This is a genomic window from Methylobacterium variabile (assembly GCF_001043975.1).
GTDB lineage: Bacteria > Pseudomonadota > Alphaproteobacteria > Rhizobiales > Beijerinckiaceae > Methylobacterium > Methylobacterium variabile.
This window is the reverse complement of record NZ_LABY01000063.1, coordinates 1-20,373: the sequence shown is the minus strand read 5'-3', so window position 1 is coordinate 20,373 and position 20,373 is coordinate 1. Positions and strand designations below refer to the sequence as shown.

The window sequence follows — 20,373 nt, the reverse complement described above, 5'->3', positions numbered from 1 at the left end:
GAATGAACGCGCCGGGGCTTAACAGCCCGGCCCGGCCGCGTGCAACTGCGCTGCCAAAGTTCCGCCGCCCGCCCGTGGCGATGCGACGCCCGGGGCGGCGCTTGTGGGCGGAGCGCGCGGACGCGAAGGTGCGATATCAATCCAACGGAGGGGTGCGATGCCGCGCCGGCCCACGCTCGAATTCTGGTTCGAGTTCGCATCGACCTACTCCTACCTCTCCGCGATGCGGATCGAGGCGCTCGCCGACGCGGCCGGGGTGAGCTTGCGCTGGCGCCCGTTCCTGCTCGGACCGGTCTTCGCCGCGCAAGGCTGGACCTCCTCGCCGTTCAACCTCTACCCGGCGAAGGGCCGCCACATGTGGCGCGACCTCGCCCGCGAGGCCGCCCGTCTCGGCCTGCCGCCGGTGGTGCGCCCCGACAGTTTCCCCCAGAACAGCCTGGCGGCGACCCGGGTGGCGGTCCACGGCGCCGAGGAGCCGTGGATCGGCGCCTACGTGCGGGCGGTCTACGCGGCGGAGTTCGCCCGCGGCGAGTCGATCGCCGAGCCCGCCGCGATCTCGGCCATCCTCAACGGCCTCGGCCTCGACGGGCCGGCCCTGATCCGCGCCGCGACCCAGGAGCCGGTGAAGAACCGCCTGCGCTCGATCGGTGAGGAGGCGAAGTCCCGCGGCCTGTTCGGCGCCCCGAGCTTCCTGACCGAGGACGGCGAACTGTTCTGGGGCAACGACCGGCTGGAGCAGGCGCTGGAATGGTCAGTGGGGGAGCGGCCGGCGGGAATGCGGCGCCAAAACTAATGCGTCGATGCCTTTAATGGGTGCATCGCGCGGCGCGAATTTGCGGGCAGTCACAAACGATCATCGAATAAGCACTTGGTGCGACGGACAGTTTCTGCAATAATAGCATGCGCTGCAACAAAATTCTGTATTGTAAGATGTTTAGTAAATTCGATTTTGGTTTTAGTATAAGGATAATGTGGAATTAGTAATATTTACATTTATTTTATATCCAATGCGAATAACGTTGATTTGCTGGGATTGCAGTGAATGGCCGTGCGAATAGATACTCAGCGTATGTACAGTATAAAAATTCCTTGCAATGTAATTAGTTGATCGGCAGCATCGGGCTCGATTTTCGTATCGCCAGGCCGAAATTACTCATTTTGAGGCGTGTACAGACATGTCATTTCTGGTGTTCTGTCCGGAATGGGGTCGCGTACATGGTGGTGTGAGTTCATTCAATGTTGATTTTTGCTCAGCATTGGCGCGGGTTTCCCGTGCGAAAGTCTATTGTGTCGTTGAAAGATTTGATCACTTAGATAATAACGATGCAAAACTTAAAGGGGTTACACTTATCGATACAAGAGAAATAGCTCAAATCGGCGGAGATGTTAAATGCGTTTTTGGTCACGATGTTTTCACTCCGGAGGATGCAATTGGTCTTAAAATAAGCAAAAAAGTAGATTTAATCGTTTTTCATCATATGAGTTATCAGGCCTACTACGCATTTAAATCTGAAAGCGAATTTGAGCACAAATATCGCCAGCAACGTAGCATACTTATGTCAAGTTCCACCATTGTGTCGGTTGGGCCGGCATTGCACGAATCTGCAGCAATCATTACAGGTGGAAAACGCAAAATTGTCACGATGGTTCCCGGCTTGTTAGATGCCGAGCCTGAAGTGGCCGTAGAAACAAAATTCCGCAGAATAATGCTAGCAGGACGACTTGAGGACGAGCAGTCCTTGATAAAGCAATTTGATTTGATGTTGACCTCCGCGGCAAAAGTTTCTTCGACTCTTGTCGACGATGGATTTGATCCACTGATAACAATATTCGGTTTAAGTGAAGAGAGTCTGTCTCCAAGGAAATTGATCGGGACAAAAATATATGAGATAGCGGGAAAAAGGATTTCTTATATGCCATTTAGATATACGAAGAACTTCGATGATTATTGTGATTTGTTAAGAAAGCAGGATGTTTTGTTGATGTTGTCAGCAAGGGAAGGGTTTGGTCTCGTAGCATGGGAGGCAATGGCATTGGAGGTGCCTGTTTTAATTTCAAAACAAACAGGATTGGCACGTTACATCGCAAGCAATAGACCGGACTTGCTTGGATATATTAGGACTGTAGAAGTAAACGGACATCACGATGAAACTGCCAATCCAGAAGACGTTAAAAAATCTGAAAAAATACTGAGAGAAATGCTTTTGAATATTAAAGAGTCAAAAGCAAACGCGCGATCGTTGGCGCGAATGTTGCGTAAAGGAGAATTTACTTGGGATAAAAGAGTTCATGATCTGCTTCTGACGCTCGGTTTCTCAGATATGAAATTATCTTTTGCTTCAGAATCAAGGGAGATGGATATGTCAAAAATCCTAAAAATGCTTGATATTCGTGATATTCGTGTCGAGAACTTGTTCTTCGAATCGAACGCACTCCCGCCGCAACGCATCAAGGGACGATTTATAGATAAATGGATTAATTATCCAGATAAAATTGAACAAATTTTCCGAGATCAAATCGAAATAGATAAGCGCAATGCTGAACAACGTGGACAGACATTTGATAATAATGGAACTTATTCGATGCGCAGGATGTTGGTGAGTCGTCCAGAAGGCGCAAGCGGGAGGAGAGAAAATATTTATACTTTTGAGTTCTATCCTTCAAATTATGAAAGATTTGTATTTCCTAATAGGAATTTAGATTCAATTTTTATAGACCCTGACAGTGGTTCCCCGGTGAGTCGCAGAGAAGCAACGGGATTACATAAGCATAAGCTCAGTTTTGCAAGTTTGGAAAATTTCCGGTATCACTACAGAGTCGGAGTAAATGGAATATTTATTACGAGCGACAATTACGTCATAGCCACCGCCAGATCGAAAAGGCAGCTTATAGTAGGATCTAACGTAGAGCGACCTGATATATTTAAAGTCCATGCGTCCATAGCGGAAGGTATGTATAGATCGTATGATATACATGAGTCATGTGATATAATCGATGGGCAGCCACATCCGTTCGCGACCCTAATAAGATCGACAAAGGATGAATTGGGAATTGATGATTGTCATTTCGATTTAGAAAACTGCAAATGCATCGCGTTTGCCTTAGATCAAGAGCGAGCACAGCCCTTATTCATATTCTATTCCGCTGTAAATTTAACAGCTTCAGAGGTTTTTCAGAAATGGGAATTTGAGTCGAAAGACAAGCATGAAAACGAATTTATATTTGGTGTGAGGTGGGATGTTAAAAATATAAAACAACTTTTGTCCGGAACGAAATTTGGGGACATTGACGTATGTTATCCTGACGGGATGATCGAATTTATTAAAAATGATACAAATTCGAGAATCGAACTTGCCTCAAATCATGCGAAGTTTTCTTACTTCGCCGCAGCTTGCCACGCGTTGGGTGGAGTTCGTATTTTCATGTAGAAATCAACTATTTTTAATATTGTTTAATTTCTAATTTGAAGCCACAGCGACGTCCGATTATAAGCTAGTCGGGCATCCTAGTAATCTCTTTCCCAAATTTAATAGATGTATGAATTGAGCAATTATTTATAAAGTTATCGCGTTCGATATGAAATTTACTATGTGGCGTCTTATAAAATTCCAATGCTCGTAGCGCCGCCATGCGTTCCTCCGCATTGACCCGGCCACCGTCACAAAGCAGCAGCGAATATGAGCAAAGGCCGCGCTGCGCAGTAATCCGGCCGCTCCTTGGCCGCCGCCATAGCCATTCCCGGCGAGCGACCGCACCTAGGACGGTGCAGACGCGGCCGACGTTCGTGGCGAGACCGGTGCCGCTGGTGCGCATCGGAGCTGGGGAGATCGATGATACTCTGGTGGGCCGGGGCTTGTTCGAGTCTCACCGCGTGACCTCGCACCCGGACCGAATGTGTCCCCGGCATCCGGATCGCGGAGCGGCTCGGCCGGTCCTCCCCGGCCCTCACGGCTCGCGGATCCCCTCGTCCGCCACCTGCATCAGCGGGTAGAGGAAGTACGCGATCACCCGCCGCTGGCCGACCTGGACCTCGCCCTGCACCGCCATGCCGGGGATCAGGCCGGCGCCGGAGGGCATCGCGCGCAGGGGCGTGTCGTCGAGGGCGATGCGGGCGCGGTAGAACAGGGCGGTCGGCTGGCCCGTCCCCGCGCTGCGGCCCTCGGCGTCGGACGGGAAGGCGTCGCGGCTCACGGTGCGGACGTGGCCCGAGACCGTGCCGTGCTTCTGGAACGGGAAGGCGTCGAGCTTCACCCGGGCCGTCTGGCCCGCCGCGACGTGGCCGATGTCGCGGGGGTGGATCAGCACCTCGGCCTCGAGGGGGCTGCCCGCCGGCACCAGGGTGAAGAGCGGCTCGGCCTGCTTGGCCACCGAGCCGGCGCCGCGTTGCGCGATATCGAGCACCACGCCGTCGGCGGGAGCCGTCAGGGTGACGAGCTGGCGCCGCAGGCTCGCCTTGCGCAGCTCCTCGGCGGCGATCGTGCGCTTCTCGCGCGCCTCGACCAGGGCCTCGAGCACCGTCCGCCCGGTCTCGTCGAGGAAGGCCTGGCGCTGCGCCGCGGCCTTGGCGATGTCGTGCCGGGCTTCCCCTTGCGCGCCGCGGGTGCGCACCAGGGAGGCCTCGACGTCGAGGCGGGCGTCCCGGGTCTGGAGCAGGTTGAGCTTCGAGCCGATCTGCTGCTCGAGCAGGGTGGTACGCATCCCCTCGATCTCGCGCAGGCCCTCAAGGCGGGCGAGCAGCACCGTCTCCTCCCGGCGGTTGCGGTTGAGGCTCGTTTCCGCCCGGGCCAGCTCCTCGTCGAGGCCGCGCAGGCGGCTCTCCCGCAGGGCCCGGCGCTGGCGGGCGAGGCGGGCCTCGAGCGCCTGCTCGGGGCGGGCCATGTCGAAGGCGACCTCGCGCTCGTCGTACTCGGCCTCGAGCCGGGCCACCAGGGCCTCCGCCGCGGCGAGCCGGGCGGTGAGCTGCTGCACGTCGGCCTCGCTGAAGGTCGGGTCGAGCACCGCCAGGGTGTCGCCGGCCTTGACCGACTGGCCGACCGCGACCGCGATCGAGCGGATCGCCGCCGTCTCGAGGGGCTGGACCACGATGTTCGGCACCGTGGTGACGAGCCGGCCGCGGGCGCTGGCGATCTCGTCGATCTCCGACAGGCAGGACCAGGCGACCCCGGTCGCGAGCAGGGCCGCGACGCAGTAGAGCGTCGCCCGGGCGGTCCGGGGCGGCGCCCGCTCCTCCACCGCGAGGGCGTCGGGCTGGAACGCCGAGACCACGGCCGGGCGGCGCCGGACCGGCAGGGCCACGACCTCGCCCCCGGAGCGGGCGGGCCGCGCCGCCGGCCCGGGCGCCGGCTCCCCGGCGGGCACGGAGGCGAGCGGCGGCCGCCCGGCCGCCTCGTCGTGCGAGCCGTCCAGGCGCGGGTTTCCTTGTTGCGAGGTCTCTTCTTGCGAGATCTCTTTTTGCGAGATCTCCTGGGACGAGCCGTCGTGATGCGAGCCGTTCTGGCGCTGGGACGCGGTCATGCGGCCTGCCTCGTCTGCTGGTTCCACAGGTGGCGGTACGTCGTGCAGGAGGTGAGCAGCTGGTCGTGGCGCCCGGTCGCCACCAGCCGGCCGCCGTCGATCACCAGGATCGCGTGGGCGTCGACCAGGGTGGCGAGGCGGTGCGAGACGATCAGCACCGTGCGGCCGCGGGCGATCCGGCGCAGGTTGCGGCGGATGATCGCCTCGCTGTCGGGATCGAGGGCGCTCGTCGCCTCGTCGAGGATCAGGAGCCGCGGGTCGGTGACGAGCGCCCGGGCGATGGCCAGCCGCTGGCGCTGGCCGCCCGAGAGGTTGGAGGCGTTCTCCTCGAGCAGCGTCTCGAAGCCCCGCGGCAGGCGCTCGATGAACTCGTCGGCGCCGGCGGCGCGGGCGGCCTCGGCGATCTCCTCGAAGCTCGCCGAGGGCTTGGCCGCCGCGATGTTCTCCCGCACCGTGCCGCGGAACAGGAAGCTGTCCTGCAGCACCACGCCGACCTGGCGGCGCAGGTGGGCGAGGTCGATCTCGCGGATGTCGTGCCCGTCGAGGCGCACCAGCCCCTGCTGCACCGGGTAGAGGCGCTGGATCAGCCGGGTGATGGTGGTCTTGCCCGAGCCGCTGCGCCCCACCACCCCGACGATGCTGCCGGCCTCGAGCGTGAAGGACACGGAATCGAGGGCGGGCGGCCGGTCCGGCCCGTAGGCGAAGCGCACGTCCTCGAAGGTGATCTCGCCGCGCACCGGCGGGCACAGGCCGCGGCTCGGCCCCTCGGCTTCCGGCGCCCGGTTCATCACCTCGCCGAGCATCCTGACCGAGAGCGCCACCTCCTGGTACTCGTGCGCCATGGTGAGCATCTGGACGAGCGGCCCCGAGACGCGGCCCGCCAGCATGTTGAAGGCGACGAGGGCGCCGACCGTCATCGAGCGGTCGAACACGTCCATGGCGCCGAGGCCGATGATCGCGACGCTGGTCAGCTTCTCCAGGAGCCCGGTCACGGCCTGGGCGATGGCGGAGATCCGCTCGACGCCGTAGCGCATCTGGACGGCCTGCGCCGAGGAATCCTCCCAGTGGCGGCCCTGGAGCGGCTCCATCGCCAGGGACTTGATGGTGCGCATGCCCTGGACCGACTCGACCAGCAGCGCCTGGCGCTCGCCCTCCGCGTCGTAGAGCGCCTGGAGCCGGCGCCGGAACGGCCCGATCAGGGCCGCGATGGTGAGCGCGACGAGCCCGGTGAAGACCAGCACCACCATGGTCAGCTTGGGGCTGTAGAGCATCAGCACCGGCAGGAAGACCACCAGCGAGCAGGCGTCGAGCGCCGTGGTGAGGAGCCGCCCAGTCAGGAACTCCCGCACCCGCGAGGCCTGCTGCATGTGCTTGACCAGGATGCCCGCCGGCACCTGCTCGAAATGGGCGAGCGGCAGGCCGAGGAGGTGGGCGAAGGTCTTCACCGCGACGCGGATGTCGATGCGGTTCGAGGCGTAGAGCAGCAGGTAGCGTCGCAAGAAGGTGAAGCAGGCCTCGAAGACCAGGGCCAGCACCACGCCGCCGGCGAGCACCGTCAGGGTGGCGTAGGATTCGTGGGTCAGCACCCGGTCGATGACGAGCTGCGAGAACAGCGGCACCGCGAGCCCGACGGCGTAGAGCGCCAGCGCCGCCACGATCACGTCGGAGAAGAGCCGGCGCTGGCGCAGGATCTCGGGCACGAACCACAGGAGGCCGAAGGGGCGGCGCCCGTCCGAAGTGCGGCGCGCCGGCTTCGGGCGCACCAGCAGCACCTCGCCGGCCCAGGCGGCGCAGAACGCCGCCTCGTCGAGGAGCATCGGCTCGTGCCGGACGGCCTTAGGGTCGAACACGACGAGGCGGGGCCCGTCGCCGTGCCGGTCGACCCCGGTGACGACGACCCAGTTGCCGTTGCGCAGGCGGGCGAGCGCCGGGAAGGCGCCGCCGAGGTCGGTGAGGCCCGCGAAGGACAGGCGGGCCCGGCCGGCGCGGAGGCCGACCTCCCGCGCCATCCGCGTCAGGCGCGGGCTCGAGACCGCCTCGTCCCCCACCGCGTAGGCGTGGGCGAGGCGCTCGGGCGTGAGGTCGACGCCGTGGTGGCGCGCGACGGCGACGAGGCAGTGCAGTCCGGTATCCACGGCGGCGCCCGGTCTCTGGGGTTCAGGAGAAGTTCGGCGAGGTGTTGCGCCCCGGGCGGGCGCCGGCGAAGGGCACCGGCTCGCGGGCGGCCTGTCCGGGGTTGATGACGCCGGACTCGATCAGGCTCTGCTTCACCGTCTGCATCAGGTCGGCGGCGTTGGCGAAGGCGTCGGCCGGCATGATCAGGCGCTGGCGCAGCATCGGCACCGGGTTGCCGTGGGCGTCGCGCTCGGACGGCGACAGGCTCATCAGGTCGACGCGGACGATCGAGCCCGTCACGGTGATCTCGCTGATGCCGTCCGAGTAGGTTTCCTGGATCATCGGGGTTCTCTCCTCAAGAGTGGCTGTCAGGACGCGGCAGGCCCGTGTCAGGCGGCGGCCGAGGGGTTGAAGACGACGTCGACCCAGTAGTTGGACCGGTTGAAGGACTGGGTCGGGAACAGGCTGGTGCTGCCGTAGGCGAAGACGCCGTTGCCGCCCGCCGCATCGCTCGCCGGCGCGGTCAGCGGTCCGCTCGTCACCGCGTTCGCGAAGGCGTTGGCGGTGTTCGAGTAGCGGCCGGCATTGGTGTGGTAGGACGCGGTGTAGGTCGTGCCCGGGGTGAGGGTGACCGGGCTCGAGAAGGTGGCGGTCTGCCAGCCGCTGGCGGTCTCGTTGGTGAAGGTCGCGGTGGCGAGCTTCTGCCCGGTGCTCGACCACAGGGTGCCGGTGTGGGTGCCGGTGTCCTGCGTACCCTTGTAGAACTTGATCGCGCTGACCGTGCCGGCGGTCGAGCTCTGGAACTTGACCCCGAGCTCGACCGGGCTCGTGTCGTTGGTGTTGGTCGTCGCCGGCGTGCCGGTCGAGAACAGGCTGACCGGTCCGGTGCCTGGGGCCGAGACGGTGAGGGCGACGCTGGCCGAGGAGGCGCCGCCGCGCCCGTCCGAGATCGCGTAGGTGAAGTTGGCTGCACCGGTGAAGCCGGTGGTCGGCGTGAAGGTGACGGTGGAGTTTGTGGTGTTGAGCGAGACGCTGCCGCCGGTCCCGTTGGTGACGCTCGTCACCGTCAGGGGGTCGCCGTTCGGGTCGGTGTCGTTGGCCAGCAGCGTCGAGGTCGAGAAGGTGATGGCGGTGTTGCGGGTCACCGCCGGGCCGGTGTCGTTGACCGCCGTCGGCGCCTGGTTGGCGACCGTGGCGCCGGGATTGAAGACGACGTCGACCCAGTAGTTGGTGTTCTGGAAGCTCTGGGTCGGGAAGGCGCTGGTGCTGCCATAGGCGAAGACGCCGTTGCCGGTGGACGGCGCGGTCAAGGGCCCGCTCGTCACCGCGCTCGAGAAGCCGTTAGCCGTCGTCGAGTAGCGGCCGACATTGGTATGGTAGGACGCCGTGTAGGTCGTGCCGGGGCTGAGCGTCACCGGGTTCGACAGGGTGGCGGTCTGCCAGCCGCTGGCGGTCTCGTTGGTGAAGGTCGCGGTGGCGAGCTTCTGCCCGGTGCTCGACCACAGGGTGCCGGTGTGGGTGCCGGTGTCCTGCGTACCCTTGTAGAACTTGATCGCGCTGACCGTGCCGGCGGTCGAGCTCTGGAACTTCACCCCCAGCTCGACCGCATCGGTGTCATTGGTGTTGGTCGCGGCCGGCGTCGCGGAGGACGAGAACAGGCTGACCGGCGCGGTGCCGGGGGCCGAGACGGTGAGGGCGACGCTGGCCGAGGAGGCGCCGCCGCGCCCGTCCGAGATCGCGTAGGAGAAGTTGGCCGCGCCGGTGAAGCCGGTGGTCGGCGTGAAGGTGACGGTGGAGTTCGTGGTGTTGAGCGAGACGCTGCCGCCGGTCCCGTTGGTGACGCTCGTCACCGTCAGGGGATCGCCGTTCGGGTCGGTGTCGTTGGCCAGCAGCGTCGAGGTCGAGAAGGTGACGGCCGTGTTCTGCGTCACCGCCGGGCCGGTGTCGTTGACCGCCGTCGGTGCCTGGTTGGCGACCGTGGCGCCGGGATTGAAGACGACGTCGACCCAGTAGTTGGTGTTCTGGAAGCTCTGGGTCGGGAAGGCGCTGGTGCTGCCATAGGCGAAGACGCCGTTGCCGGTGGACGGCGCGGTCAAGGGCCCGCTCGTCACCGCGCTCGAGAAGCCGTTGGCCGTCGTCGAGTAGTGGCCGGTATTGGTGTGGTAGGACGCCGTATAGGTCGCGCCCGGGGTGAGGGCGACCGGGCTTGAGAAGGTGGCGGTCTGCCAGCCACTGGCGGACTCGTTGGTGAAGGTCGCGGTGGCGAGCTTCTGCCCGGTGCTCGACCACAGGGTACCGGTGTGGGTGCCGGTGTTCTGGCTGCCCTTGTAGAACCTGATCGCGCTGACCGTACCGGCGGTCGAGCTCTGGAACTTCACCCCCAGCTCGACCGCGTCGGTGTCGCCCTCGTTGGCGACCGCGGGCGTCGCGGAGGACGAGAACAGGCTGACCGGCGCGGTGCCGGGGGCCGAGACGGTGAGGGCGACGCTGGCCGAGGAGGCGCCGCCGCGCCCGTCCGAGATCGCGTAGGAGAAGTTGGCCGCGCCGGTGAAGCCGGTGGTCGGCGTGAAGGTGACGGTGGAGTTCGTGGTGTTGAGCGAGACGCTGCCGCCGGTCCCGTTGGTGACGCTCGTCACCGTCAGGGGATCGCCGTTCGGATCGGTGTCGTTGGCCAGCAGCGTCGAGGTCGAGAAGGTGACGGCCGTGTTCTGCGTCACCGCCGGGCCGGTGTCGTTGATCGCCGTCGGTGCCTGGTTGGTGGTCGTGCCGCCGCCCGGGTTGAACAGCACGTCGACCCAGAAGTTGGTGTTCTCGAACGACTCGTTCGGGAAGGCGCTGGTGCTGCCGTACGAGAAGACGCCGTTGTTGGTGGGGGCGGTGAGCGCCCCGCTGGTCAAGGCCGTATCGAAGTAGCCGACGTCGCTCGAGTAGTGGCCGCGGTCCGAGTGGTAGGAGGCGGTGTAGAGCGTGCCCGGGCTGATGCTCACCGGGTTCGAGAAGGTGGCGGTCTGCCAGCCGTCCGTCGTCTCGTTGGTGAAGGTCGTGGTGGCGAGCTTCTGCCCGGTGCTCGACCACAGGGTGCCCGTATGGGTCCCCATGTCCTGGGAGCCCTTGTAGAAGCGGATGCCGGTGACCGTGCCGGCGGTCGAGCTCTGGAACCGGACGCCGAGCTCGACCGGATCGGTGTCGGCGGTGTTGACCACCTTGGGCTTCGCCGAGCCGGGAAACAGCGTCTGCGCGGTCGGCGCCGTCACCGTCAGGGTCCGCCCGGTCGACGGCGTCTCCATGTTGACGCTGTCGTCCGTCGCCCTCGTGCGGATCACGTAGGTGCCCGCGACCTGCGGCGCGAACTTGTAGCTCCAGTTCTCGTCGCCCGTCGCCGCGCGCCAGGTGACGCCGTTGTCGGTCGAGACCTCGACGCCCGCGACCACGCCGCCGCCCGCGTCGGTGGCCGTCCCCGTGATGGTCACGGTCTGGAACGCCGCGACGCTGCTGCCGGTGGTCGGCGCCGTGATGGCGGAGGTCGGCGCGGTGTGGTCGGTCGAGGCGATGGCCGGCGTGAGGTCCGGGTCGAGGGTCGCCGGCTGGATTCCCATGTCGGCGAGCAGGTTGACCATCGCCTGCTGGACCCGCGGATCGGCCGGCGTCGGCTCGTTGTCGTGGTTGGCCGACAGGCCCCACGACCAGTAGACGGAGCCGGCGCCGAACACGAGGGCGCCGCTCGGGGCCCGGTAGAGCGTCAGGTTGTGGGTCGCCGTGCCCTTGCCGGTGGTGTTGCCGTAATCCTGGAGGTAGGTCGTCTCGTCGATCGTGGTCGAGGACAGGCGCACCAGCCCGGCCGGAGCCGAGGCGTTGTCGGGCGCCTCGTCCCACTCGTAGCCGAGATAGTTCTGGGTCAGCGAGGCGGTCTGGCCCGGCTGCAGGCTGGCGACGCTGGTATTGCGCCAGAAGCGCAGGTTCGCGTCGTCGTAGGGCACCTGGATGGTGTCGAGGACGTACGAATCGACCTGGAACATCGTGCCCGTCAGGGCATTCTCGGGATCGTTGTTGCCGACCGTCCCGGCCGGCCCGCGGGGATCGCGGAAGGTGCCGGTCCACTGGTTGGTCGGGTCGAGGTTCTGGTTCTGGCCCCAGGTCTCCTTGTAGGAGACCAGCGTGCGGTACGCCGTGGCGTCGCTGCTGATGCTGTTGGCGAAGCGCGTCCGCCAGTACATCTCGTTGCCGCTCCAGAACGACAGGTTGACGCCGGCGTCCCGCGCCGCCTCGACGTTGTCGCGCTGCTGGCCCGACCAGTACTCGTCGTGGCCGACGTCGAGATACATCTTGTGGTTCAGGAGCAGGCTGCCGTAGCGGTCGGCGTCGACGCCCGACATGTAGGACACGTCGTAGCCGTTCTGCTCCAGCCACATGATGGCCGGGAACTCGGCGCCGTAGATGTAGTCCTGCGGCCCGGCCGCGAGCGTGCCGCCCCGGGTGGTGATCGGCCGGTTGTAGCTGACCGCGTAGGCGCGCCCCTGGCCCTGGCCGGTGGCCGGGCCGTTGCCGCCGTAGAAGTTGGCACCGCCCCAGGGATTGTAGGCCTGCCAGGTCTGGTCCGCGGTCTGGAAGATGATGTCGCTGTGGCTCGAATCGTCGCGGACGATGAACGGGATCTCGTTCTCGCCCTTGGTGCCGTCCTGACGCGACAGCCTGGCGATGTAGACGCCCGAGACCGCGTCCGCCGGCACGTTCCACGAGGCCGAAACCGACCAGTTGCCGGCGTCGACGAGCCCGGTCGCCGCGTCGCGCAGCGGCGTCGGCTGGGTCTGCAGCCCGGTATGCTGGAGCGTATCGACCTTCCGGGCGCCGAGGCCGCCGTAATAGCCGAGGCGGTAGATGTCGATCTTGTAGTTGGTCGAGTTGGTGTTGATCTTGAAGTCGATCTTCTTGCCGACATTCACGCTGATGTCGGTGGCGAAGCCCTCGATGTTCGAATCGCCCGCGCCGTCGATCGCCCACTCGCTTGCCGGGGTGCCGAGCTTCTGATTCTCAAGCACGATCTTGTTGGTCGTCGAGCCGGTCGCGGTGCCGGTGAGGGAGTTGGGGGTCACGGTCGTCGGGCGGGACGTCGTGGGCGCGACCGCCCGGGTGATCGGGCCGCTCAGGGTCGAGATCTGGGTCTTCGACGGGCCGAGCCCGGTGCCGGTCTCCGGACCGCCGGGCAGGACCGTCATGGCGCCGAGCGGTGCGCCGCTGCCGTAGCCGGGCAGCTGCCCGTCCGCGGACAGGATGCTGCCGGCCGATTGTTCGAGCAGCCGGGACGGGCAGTTCACGTAGCCGCAGGTGCCGCAGCAGAACGCGACGTTCGACTGGGCCGCCGAGCCCGAGGTCACCGTGAGATCCTTGATCGTCTGGGCCGGCAGCGAGGCGGCATCGGGCAGGCTGCTCGAGCCGACCGGCGACTGGGTCGAAAGCGCGACCGGCTTGGTTCCGGAGCCCGCGTCGGTCGCTGCCGCAGCGTGCGCAGCCGCCGGCGGCTCAGCCGGTTCGGGGGCCGAGGACGATGCTTTGCTTCCGGTCTGAATGGGATTCAGCACCGGATCGACGGATGTCTCGTCGGAATAGAGCATGGCATCTGCTTTCGACAAGAAGGAATCACGATGAGCGGCACTGTCACACCTGGCCCTGAATTGTGGAAGGAGCCATATGCCGGCTGCGCACACAGCCTTTCGACGAGGACGATGACTTCTACCTACCTCTTTTGGAGGTATTCCGTGACTGGTCGGCGTGGTGCTTGAGTTCGCGGCAGGCGGATCCGCAGGCGCGGTGTCCGTCCCCATGGTGATGGTGACTGTCGCAAGTCGTTCCAGGTGTCGGGTCCGGACTGGTCTTCGCGCTTCCAGTTCTGCGGGCTGGAGGGGCCGGCGCATCGGCCGGGATGGTCTGCGGCGGATCTTCGCCGCGCCCAATCGATGCCGAGCTTCGCTGCGATCAGCGCCGGCCCTCGTCAGCGCCGGCCGGCTCGCGTTCCATAATGGGACGAACATTCGTCTTGGGCAGAATGAAAGAGGCGAGCTTTCCGGCAGGTCCGCATACCATTTGCCGGGTCCTCAATACGGCCGAGTTGCTGCACTGCATCGAACCGCCGAGAGTTGCCGGCCCTAAGGTCTCGCGCGCAATCTGCCCGCACGGCACACCAGCCACAGTTCACTGCCGCACATTTGCCGACGCGAATCAGCGAATCGCCCGTTCTGCGCCGGGGATCTCAGAAATATTCACAGAAGTATCGGCAAGACTACATTTATTAACATCGGCTTGACAGTGAATCGTTGCTACTTATTGTCCGCGGTGCGCATCGAGCCGGGCCCCAGCTGGCCCTTGATCTTCTCTTGATGACGCATCCATGCCGCCGCGTCCTGCGGTCCGGCTGTCCATCCACATAATCGGACGTGATACATGGCTTATCAAACGGTCGCGCAGCCCTTTGCACCGAGCAGCATCTGGAACACCCCGATCGGGTCCAATGCCCAGTTCCAGGCAGCATCAGGGGCGCAGACCGCCTCCATCCAGCACCAGTCCGGCGTGAACACCTGGATTGGCGAGGACGCCATCCCGATCTACCAGGCGAAATCCACCGATCCGATGGCGACCTGGAGCTACGAGTCCCGCGCCACCAACTCCGACTGGACCTTCGGCGGTTCCTCGACGAACGGCACGTTCCAGATGCGGACGCCGACCGACCTGCAGTTCAAGACCGGCGATGGCTGGGCGATCATCGTCTCCGAGGACGGCCAGCACTACATCGAGACCTGGCTCGGAGCGAAGACCGGCAACAACAGCTACCACGCTACCTACCTGGCCGAGAACACCGTGACCGGCGACGGCATCGCCGACGTGCCGGGCGCCCACGAAGGCATCCGCGCCGCCGGCATGTCCCTGATGGGCGGCCTGGTGCAGAAGGAGGACCTCGACAACCTCTCGATCGACCACGCGGTGGCGATGGCGATCTCGACCACCCAGGCCGGCTCGAGCAGCACGCCCTACGTCTGGCCGGCGACCACCGCCGACGGCTTCAGCGGCAGCTACTCCGGCAGCATCCCCCTCGGCTCGCTGTTCGCGATCCCGAAGGACGTCGACCTGACCAAGATCGGCATCCAGACCCCCGAGGGCATGGCGCTGGCGAAGGCCTACCAGAACTACGGCGGCTACGTCACCGACACCGCCGGCTCCAACACGCTGCAGCTCGCCTACCTCGAGCAGGGCGCGAGCGACCAGCAGGTCGACAACCTGTTCAAGGACATGAACGCCATCCGCTCGCATCTCGAGCTGGTGACCAACAACACCGCCGCGACTCCGGCCGGCGGCGGTGACCACAGCGTGACCAGCCCCGGCACGGTCACCACGCCGGCGCCGGCGCCGACCGCGCCGTCGACGACCCCGGCGACCGGCGGCACCGCGCAGCCGAGCGTCACTCTCGGCAGCGGCTCCGACCAGCTCCTGCTGAAGATCAGCCAGGACGCGTACCACGGCAACGCGCAGTACACCGTGTCGGTCGACGGCAAGCAGATCGGCGGCGTCCAGACCGCGCAGTCCCTGCACAGCTCCGGTCAGTCCGACCTGATCTCGGTGCGCGGCGATTGGGGACAGGGCAACCACGACGTGGCGATCAAGTTCCTCAACGACGATTGGGGCGGCTCGGCCGCGCGGGATCGCAACCTCTACGTCGACAGCGCCACCTACGACGGCCAGAACGTCCAGGGCGCCCACCTGAGCCTCGAGCAGGACGGCGCCAAGCACTTCACCTTCCACGACTACCTCGTCTGAGACGCGTGTCGCCTCACCCCCCGGTCGCGCACCGGGGGGTGGGGCCCCTCGCGCTTCCCCGCCACATCGTCGCGCCGCCGTCCCCCGGGTCGGGCGGGTTCCTCTCGCAGAGGCGGCCATCGGCTCTGCGGCAGAAACCCGCGACCCATCCGGGCCCCGGGCGGATGCGAGTCCGCCCGCCCTGCCGGCCGGCGCCGCCACACGGAGCCTTCCCGTGACGTTCCACGATCTTCCCCTCCCGCAACCCGAGCGGGCCGGGCCCGTCCGGCGCGTCCGCGCCTTCGCGCGCGACCGGGCCGTCCCGGGCCTGGTGGCCGCCCTGCGGCGCGCCGGGCAGCCGCGCGGCGCCCCCGCCGAGGAGGCCGAGCCGGCCGCGCCCCGCGAGGGCATCCGGCACGACGCGCTCGCGGCCTTCGGCCTCGGTCCGTCCCGGGCCGGCTCGGCCCCGCCGATCGTGGCGGCGCTGGCGCAGCTGCGCCACGTCGTCATCGGCGTCGCGGTCTTGAGCGGCGCCGTGAACCTGCTGGCGCTCGCCGGCTCGTTCTACATGCTCGAGGTCTACGACCGGGTGATCCCGAGCCGCAGCGTGCCGACCTTGGTAGGCCTGAGCCTGATCGTGCTGGTGCTCTACATCGGCCAAGGCTTCTTCGACCTGATCCGCTCCCGGCTGCTGCTGCGGGCCGGCAAGGCCTTCGACGAGGCGCTGAGCCGGCGGATCTTCCGCACCATCGTCACCCTGCCGCTGCGCGGCCGGGCCGAGGCCGACGGGCTTCGCCCCATGCGCGACCTCGACCAGATCCGTGCGGCGCTCTCCGGCGGCGGCCCGGGCGCCCTGTTCGACCTGCCCTGGGTCCCGGTCTATCTCGGGCTGCTCTTCGCCTTCCACGTCTGGATTGGCCTGACGGCGCTCCTCGGCGCGCTCGCCCTCGTCGGCCTGACGGCGCTCGCCGAGATCCTCACCCGCCATCACGCCCGCGACGCCCGGGAGGCGGCGGCCGCCCGCGGCTTCGTCGCCGAGGCCAGCCGGCGCAATGCCGAGACCGTGCGGGCGATGGGCATGGAGCCCGACCTCGCCGGCCTGTGGGCGCGGGTCAACGCCACCTCCTACGCCACGCAGGAGCGCACCGCCGAGATCACCGGGGCGATCTCCACCGTGTCGCGCATCCTGCGGGTGGTGCTGCAATCGGCGGTGCTCGGCGTCGGCGCCTTCCTGGTGATCCGCCAGGAGGCCACCGCCGGGGTGATCATCGCCGGCTCGATCCTCAGCGCCCGGGCGCTGGCGCCGATCGACCAGGCCATCGGCTACTGTAAGACCTTCTCCGCCGCCCGCGAGTGCTGGCGCCACCTCGGCGGGGCCCTCGTGGCGGCGGGCGAGGAGCCCGAGGGGCTCGCCCTGCCGGCGCCCCGCGGCGGGCTCACCGTCGAGCAGGCGAGCGTCGGCCCGCCCAACGGCCAGCACCTGACGGCCCTCGACGTCAGCCTGACCCTGGAGCCGGGGCAGGGGCTCGGCATCGTCGGCCACAGCGCCTCGGGCAAGTCGTCCCTCGCGCGCCTGCTCGTCGGGATCTGGCCGCCGGCCCGGGGGGCGGTGCGCCTCGACGGCGCCCGCCTCGACCAGTGGCGGCCGCAGGATCTCGGCCGTCACGTCGGCTACCTGCCGCAGGAGGTCGAGCTGTTTCCCGGCACGGTGGCGGCCAACATCGCGCGGTTCCGGCCCGGGGCCGAGGCCGAGGGGATCATCGCGGCCGCCAAGGCGGCCCGGGTCCACGAGATGATCCTGTCCCTGCCCGAAGGCTACCAGACCCAGATCGGGGAGCGCGGGGCGCTGCTCTCCGCCGGCCAGCGCCAGCGCCTGGCGCTCGCCCGCGCCCTCTACGGCGACCCCTTCCTGGTGGTCCTCGACGAGCCGAACTCGAACCTCGACCAGGAGGGCGAGGCGGCGCTGACCGAGGCCATCGCCGGGGTGCGGGCGCGCGGCGGCATCGTGGTGGTGGTCGCCCACCGGCCGAGCGCGCTCGCGGCGCTCGACCAGGTGATGGTGATGGCCCATGGCCGCGTCCAGGCGCTCGGCCCCCGCGAGGAGATCGTCTCGACCCTCAACCGGCCCCGCGCGATGCCCGCGGGAGCGACGCCTGCCGGCGCGCGCTTCGCCCCGATGACCCTCAGAGCGGCCCAGGGCCGATAGGGAGCCTGCGATGAACCCGATCACGCCCGCGACGCAGGCCTCGATCCGCCGCCATCTCCTCGCCGGGGCCCTGGGGGGCGCCCTGCTGTTCGTCGGCGCCGGCGGCTGGGCCGCCACCGCGGAATTCGCCGGCGCCGTCGTCACCGCCGGCTCGCTGGTGGTGGAATCCGACGTCAAGAAGGTGCAGCACCCGACCGGCGGCGTCGTCGGCGAGTTGCGGGTGAAGAACGGCGACCGGGTCGCGGCGGGCGACGTGCTGCTGCGCCTCGACGAGACGGTGCTGCAGGCCAATCTCGCCATCGTCACCCGCTCGATCGACGAATCGACCGCCCGCCGGGCCCGCCTCGAGGCCGAGCGCGACGGGACCGCCGACGTCACGTTCCCGGACGCCCTCGCGGGGCGGGCCGCCGATCCGGTGGTCGCCGGGCTGATGAGCGGCGAGCGACGGCTGTTTCAGACCCGGGCGAGCGCCCGCGACGGCCAGAAGTCCCAGCTCGCCGAGCGGGTCGGCCAGCTCGACGAGCAGATCCGCGGCCTCGACGAGCAGATCGCCGCCAAGGCCCGGGAGATCGTCCTGATCGAGCGGGAGCTCGGCGGGGTGCGCGACCTGTGGGAGAAGAAGCTGGTGCCGATCCAGCGGGTGAGCGCCCTCGAGCGCGACCTCGCCCGCCTGGAGGGCGAGAAGGGGACGCTGATCTCCACCATCGCCCAGGTGCGCGGCCGCATTACCGAGACGCGGCTGCAGATCCTGCAGATCGACCAGGACCTGCGCACCGAGGTCGGCAAGGAGCTGGCCGAGATCCGCAGCAAGATGTCGGAATACGCCGAGCGCCGCATCACCGCCGAGGACCAGCTGCGGCGGGTCGAGATCCGGGCGCCGCAGGACGGGCTCGTGCACCAGCTCGCGGTCCACACCGTCGGCGGGGTGGTGGCGCCCGGCGCCGAGATCATGCAGATCGTGCCGACCGCCGATCACCTGACCGTCGAGGCCAAGCTCGCGCCGCAGGACATCGACCAGGTCCATGTCGGACAGGCGACGTCCCTGCGCTTCTCGGCCTTCAACCAGCGCACCACGCCGGTCATCACGGGGTCCGTGTCGCGGATCTCCGCGGACCTGACCACCGATCCGCGCACCGGCCAGGGCCACTACGTCACCCGCGTCGCCGTGCCTGAGGCCGAGATGCAGCGCCTCGGCGCCGTGCGGCTCACCCCCGGCATGCCGGTCGAGGCCTTCATCCAGACGCAGCCCCGGACGGTGCTGAGCTTCTTCACCAAGCCCCTGGTCGACCAGGTCGCCCGGGCGTTCCGGGAGAAGTAAAAAGGGTGGAAGGCCCGCCCTGCGAGGGACGGGCCTTCCGATGTTCGTTCAGCCTCCGACGGCGCCGGAGGCGCCAACTACGGCCACCAACAGCCCGCAGGCCAGGACACCGATCATCGCATAGGTGATGGTCTTCAGCATCAACGGTCCTCGAATTGCCGGGTTGGGCGATACCCGCCGCGGGCAAGGCGCATGCCAACACATTCGCGACGGCGGGCGGCTCCCGGTTACAACGACGGACGCAGCGGAAGGTTCACCGCACTGCATTAATAGCGCATGCGCGATCTTTCCGCCCACGTCCGACCGATGGTCCCGCCCGAGATCGCCCAGCCCACCGCCCGTGCCCGCGGCGGGTACCGTGGGCTGAGCTGACGAAGCGTCGACACTCCAACGCTTCGTCAGCTCAGGTGCTTGGATTGTCGCAGATCTTTGTCGCCGAACCGGCGGCCACCTTTGTGGAATCTGCTTAGCTCCCGAGCAGCCTCTCGCCCTGCTGCGCGATGACCGACCGCACGTTGCCGGAGAAGACGGACAGCAGCAGCGGCATGCGGAGTTTGACCCGGACGCAGGCGTCTTCGACGTCGACGTCCCCGTCGACCGTCTGGCCGAGCGCTGTCACGAGAAACGACAGGCGGTCGTCGGACCAGGTCGGGTCGGCCATGTTGAAGCCGGCCGACGGGATCATGTCCTGGCCCTGCGCGAGGCGTGCCGCGATACGCCGCCGCGCCTCGATCCGGCCCAGGGCGTGGGGAACGACAACAATCAGCGGTTTCGCCATCGTCTCTCTGCCGGTTCGAAGGTCTTGCGACACTCTGCCGAGCGTGCTCGGGCGCACGGCCCGCCGCTCGCCGTGGCTAGAGCACCATCCGATCGCGCCGCCATCGTATGGTGATCTAGGTATTTGATTATGTTGAATTTTCTGCGACAGACCGGTGGCCGCTCCGTCGGACGATGCTCTCGTCGCCCGGACGTCACGCGACCGCCGCGACGGGAGGCGGGGCACAGGTCTCCCGAGCCGCCGGAAGGGTCTCGGGCTCGGCCCATTGCCCGGCATCGAATTCGGCGATGCGCGCGTCGATCGTCCGCACGACGTACCGCCCGAAGGGGTAGAGGTGGACGAAGTGGGCGACGTTGCGCAGGACGGCCTGAAGGGATTTCGGGCGGTGGCGCAGACAGTCGTAGAGCGTGCGCCAGAACTGGCCGGCGAGTTCGGGGTGCCGGACGTGCAGGCTCCAGACGAGGCGAAGGAAGGCGGCTCCGTCCCGGCGCACCGTCTGCCAGTGGATGCGGCGCGGCCGGAGCGTCGGCCGGTCGAGCAGCCGCCCGAGCCGGCGCACGCGGTCGAAATACGCCTCCGGGCTGTAGGTCGCTGCCACCACGTCGCGGTAGTCCTGCATGATCTCGCGGCGGGGCCGCAGGGGGGGGGAGGTGAGGCCGG

11 protein-coding genes are annotated in these 20,373 nt (G+C 66.4%); 5 read left to right on the top strand and 6 right to left on the bottom strand.

The genetic code is table 11. The features are described 5' to 3' along the window. The first annotated feature begins 157 nt into the window (after nucleotides 1–157). Together VQ02_RS10520 and VQ02_RS35520 are read left to right on the top strand one after the other, a co-directional pair. Nucleotides 158–793, top strand: coding sequence for a 2-hydroxychromene-2-carboxylate isomerase (locus tag VQ02_RS10520; protein ID WP_048444136.1), 636 nt, complete (start codon nucleotides 158–160; stop codon nucleotides 791–793). A gap of 382 nt (nucleotides 794–1,175) precedes the next feature. After that, nucleotides 1,176–3,428, top strand: coding sequence for a glycosyltransferase (locus VQ02_RS35520; protein ID WP_083469142.1), 2,253 nt, complete (start codon nucleotides 1,176–1,178; stop codon nucleotides 3,426–3,428). Between the two features lie 517 nt (nucleotides 3,429–3,945). Here VQ02_RS35520 and VQ02_RS10515 read toward each other — a convergent pair. The 4 genes from VQ02_RS10515 to VQ02_RS10500 are packed head-to-tail and all read right to left on the bottom strand — an operon-like array spanning nucleotide 3,946 to nucleotide 13,238. Beyond that, nucleotides 3,946–5,514, bottom strand: coding sequence for an HlyD family type I secretion periplasmic adaptor subunit (locus VQ02_RS10515; protein ID WP_083469139.1), 1,569 nt, complete (start codon nucleotides 5,512–5,514; stop codon nucleotides 3,946–3,948). After that, nucleotides 5,511–7,649, bottom strand: coding sequence for a peptidase domain-containing ABC transporter (locus VQ02_RS10510; protein ID WP_048444135.1), 2,139 nt, complete (start codon nucleotides 7,647–7,649; stop codon nucleotides 5,511–5,513). Before VQ02_RS10510 ends, VQ02_RS10515 begins: the two co-directional genes overlap by 4 nt. A gap of 22 nt (nucleotides 7,650–7,671) precedes the next feature. Then, entirely contained in the window at nucleotides 7,672–7,971 is a 300-nt protein-coding gene (locus VQ02_RS10505) for a hypothetical protein (protein WP_048444134.1), read from the bottom strand. Between the two features lie 47 nt (nucleotides 7,972–8,018). Further along, nucleotides 8,019–13,238, bottom strand: coding sequence for a DUF4082 domain-containing protein (locus tag VQ02_RS10500; protein ID WP_167350722.1), 5,220 nt, complete (start codon nucleotides 13,236–13,238; stop codon nucleotides 8,019–8,021). An 826-nt stretch (nucleotides 13,239–14,064) separates the two neighbouring features. On the opposite strand from VQ02_RS10500, the gene VQ02_RS10495 reads away from it, so the two are divergent. From VQ02_RS10495 to VQ02_RS10485, 3 genes are all read left to right on the top strand, one after another. Continuing rightward, a complete protein-coding gene (locus VQ02_RS10495) occupies nucleotides 14,065–15,432 on the top strand; it encodes a carbohydrate-binding domain-containing protein (protein WP_048444133.1) in 1,368 nt (455 codons plus the stop codon). 454 nt (nucleotides 15,433–15,886) lie between these two features. Next, nucleotides 15,887–17,617: a type I secretion system permease/ATPase gene (locus tag VQ02_RS10490; RefSeq protein ID WP_425339893.1), complete on the top strand. Its 1,731-nt coding sequence runs from the start codon at nucleotides 15,887–15,889 to the stop codon at nucleotides 17,615–17,617. Nucleotides 17,618–17,627: 10 nt separating this feature from the next. Beyond that, nucleotides 17,628–18,935: an HlyD family type I secretion periplasmic adaptor subunit gene (locus VQ02_RS10485; protein WP_048444132.1), complete on the top strand. Its 1,308-nt coding sequence runs from the start codon at nucleotides 17,628–17,630 to the stop codon at nucleotides 18,933–18,935. 466 nt (nucleotides 18,936–19,401) lie between these two features. On the opposite strand, the gene VQ02_RS10480 is transcribed toward VQ02_RS10485, so the two are convergent. Beyond that, nucleotides 19,402–19,713, bottom strand: a complete 312-nt coding sequence (locus VQ02_RS10480) for a polyhydroxyalkanoic acid system family protein (protein WP_048444131.1) — start codon at nucleotides 19,711–19,713, stop codon at nucleotides 19,402–19,404. Nucleotides 19,714–19,906: 193 nt separating this feature from the next. Next, a partial coding sequence (locus tag VQ02_RS10475; protein WP_048444130.1) for a DUF4070 domain-containing protein occupies nucleotides 19,907–20,373 on the bottom strand: 467 nt, incomplete at its 5' end.